Source organism: uncultured Nevskia sp., from assembly GCF_903885465.1.
GTDB lineage: Bacteria > Pseudomonadota > Gammaproteobacteria > Nevskiales > Nevskiaceae > Nevskia.
In genome coordinates this window covers 1-2,750 of the sequence record NZ_CAISIQ010000037.1, presented here as the reverse complement: position 1 = coordinate 2,750, position 2,750 = coordinate 1, and the positions used below count along the sequence as shown (strand labels likewise).

The 2,750-nt window shown below is 67.0% G+C and carries 2 protein-coding genes and 1 pseudogene; 2 read left to right on the top strand and 1 reads right to left on the bottom strand.

What is annotated here, in order from left to right; all coding sequences use genetic code 11:
• Positions 1-88: 88 nt before the first annotated feature.
• The gene (locus QZY06_RS01355; RefSeq protein WP_295679204.1) at positions 89-952 is read left to right on the top strand and encodes a bile acid:sodium symporter family protein; all 864 of its coding nucleotides are present in this window, start codon (positions 89-91) and stop codon (positions 950-952) included.
• On the opposite strand, the gene QZY06_RS01350 is transcribed toward QZY06_RS01355, so the two are convergent.
• Entirely contained in the window at positions 949-2,352 is a 1,404-nt protein-coding gene (locus tag QZY06_RS01350; protein ID WP_295679202.1) for a TolC family outer membrane protein, read from the bottom strand. The two genes, QZY06_RS01355 and QZY06_RS01350, sit on opposite strands and share 4 nt — an antisense overlap.
• Before the next feature lie 189 nt (positions 2,353-2,541).
• Here QZY06_RS01350 and QZY06_RS01345 point away from each other — a divergent pair.
• Positions 2,542-2,750: pseudogene (locus QZY06_RS01345) on the top strand (hypothetical protein); the annotation flags it as partial.

Below are 2,750 nucleotides of genomic sequence, written 5' to 3'. Positions count from 1 at the left end.
GCCTTAGATGCCTGCATCGCTGTGAATCACAGGAAGCTGCCGTTCGCGGCAGCTTCCTGCGCATCGTCTATCCGAGGACAATCGGCACATGTCCTCGCTCAACTCCCTGCTCCCGATCGCCCTGGTGATCATCATGCTCGGCCTCGGTCTGTCGCTGACCGGTGCCGATTTCCGTCGCGTCCTCGAACAGCCGCGCAGTGTCGTCGTGGCGCTGCTGTGCCAGGTGCTGCTCTTGCCTGCAGTTTGTTTCGGTCTCGCCGTGGGCTTCGGCCTGATGCCGGAACTGGCGGTGGGGCTGATGCTGCTCGCGGCTTCGCCCGGCGGGCCGATCGCCAACATCTTTTCCCATCTGTCGAAGGGGGATGTGGCGCTGAACATCACGCTGACGGCGGTGAACTCACTGCTTTCGCTGTTCACCTTGCCGCTGGTGGTGAATCTGTCGCTGGCGTACTTCATGGGCGAAGGCCGCGACGTGCCGCTGCAGTTCGCCAAGATCATCCAGGTGTTCCTGTTCGTCCTGGTGCCGGTCGTGGTCGGCATGGGCGTGCGGCGGCGCCGGCCGGTGCTGGCGCAGCAGCTGGACCGGCCGGTGCGCCTGTTGTCGATCGTGGTGCTGGCCTTGATGTTCGCGCTGGTGTTCGTCACCGCGCGCGTGGCGCTGATGGCCAATCTGACCACCGTTGGCTCGGCGGTGCTGGTCTTCAACGTGCTGAGTCTGGCGGTGGGCTATGCGGTGGCGATGATGGTGAAGCTGAAGAAGCCGCAGGCGATCTCGATCGCGCTCGAGGTGGGCATCCACAACGCGGCGCTGGCGATCACCATTGCACTGTCGCCACAGCTGCTCGGCAATCCGACGATGGGAATCCCGCCGATGATCTACGGCCTGACCATGGTGGTGACGGCGCTAGGCTTCGGCCTGCTGGTCAACCGGCGCCCGCGAGTAGTTTCTTAACCCGGCGGCGGCAGTGTCGCGGGTGGCGGTGTTGCCGGTCCGGCCACGATCAGCAGCGCATCGATCTCGGCGAGATCGGTTTCCGCCAACCGGCCAGCCTGGCGCTTCAGGCTCAGCACGCTGATCAGATAGTCGTAACGGGCCTGCGAGTAGCTGCGCTGCGCGGCGTACAGGTTGCGCAGCGCAGTCAGCACATCGACCTCGGTACGGGTGCCAACCTTCAGACCGAGCTGGCTCGACTCCAGCGCCAGCTGGCTGGACTTCATCGCCGCCTGCGTGGCCTGGACGCTGGCGATGCCCGAGATCACGCCCTGGAAAGCGTCGCGGGTCTGGCGTTCGACGGCGCGCTGGGTGCCTTCCTCGCTGGCTTTCGACTGGCTGCCCAGGGCGGCGGCCTGTCGCACCTGCGAAGCGATCTGGCCCCCGGCGTAGATCGGCAGGCTCAAGTTGACGCCGATGCCGCCGCGGGTGGAATCGGCATTGCGTTCGCTGCTGTTGAGGTTCTCGTTGTAGGTCGCGGTCAAGGCCAGGGTCGGGTAGTGGCGGGCGCGCACGGCGCTGACATTGCGGTTGGCGATCTCGGTGCCGAGGCGGGCGATGCGCAGGTCGTAGTTGTCGCTGCGGGTGGCGTCCAGCCAGGGCTCGATGCGCGCCGGCGTCGGTGGTGCCAGCGGCATGTTCTCGGCCAGCGCCTGGCCGGGATCGGCTTCTCGGCCAGTGATTTCTTCCAGTGCGCGCTGGGCGTTGGCAACCCTTCGCTCGGCGGCGATCACCGTGGCGATGCTGGCGTCGAAGGCGGCGCGGGTTTCCTGCACGTCGATGATCGTCGCCAGGCCGACTTCGCGGCGGCGCTCCGCCTGCTGCCACTGGCGTTCCGTGGCGGCCCGTTCGGCGCTGCCGGTGCGCAAGGCATCGTTGGCGGCCAGCACTTCGAAATAGGCCTGGGCCAGCCGCAGGATCAGCGACTGCTGGGCGTTGCGGTAGGTCGCCTCGGCCTGCGCCACGCTGATGTCGGCCTGTTTCAGGCGCTGGAAAGCTTCGAAGCTCCACAGGGTTTGCGACAGCAGCACCTGGGCCTGGTCGGCGGTGTTGTAGAAATCAACCTTGCTGCTGGCGGTGGGGGCAGGATTGGTCGGGTCGGTGATGATCCGGTTGCCGCTGGTGGTGATCTCGTTGTGGCTGCGCTCGTGGCTGCCGGTGGCGGTGAGCCGCGGCAGGAACGCTGACACCGCCTGCGGCTTGGCTTCCACGGCGGCATCGCGCGCGTATTGCGCGGCCAGCAGCGTGCGGTCCTGGTCGAGCGCTTCGTGGTAGCTGTCGAGCAGATCGTTCGCGGTGCAGGGCGCCGCGAGGGCGCCAGCGAGCAGGGCAGGGAGGACAAGCAGTGGGGGGCAGCGCATGAGGCGTCCTGGCAAAAGGTTTCGGCAAATCGATGCCGTTCCTGTTCAGACGTTGGCGGCGGCGGCTCCCCCACCGCTGCACTGCGCGATCGCCGCCGAAGGTGGGGTATGGGGGCGCGGGTGCGTCCCTAGTGGGACGGCCCGATTGAACGGGCATTACCCGCTGTCACCCGCCCGCAGGAGCGTTTCATGTCGCTGTCTCCCCGTTTCGTCCCGGCCGTCGTCGGCCTGCTGCTCGGCGCTTCGCTGGCGATGGCGCCCTCGGCCATTGCGGCACCGACCAAGTTCCATCTGCAGGAAGCGACGATCACCGACATCCAGGCCGCGATCCTGGCCGGCGAGCTGACCACCACCGGCCTCGTCGAGCTGTATCTGAAGCGCATCAAGGCCTACAACGG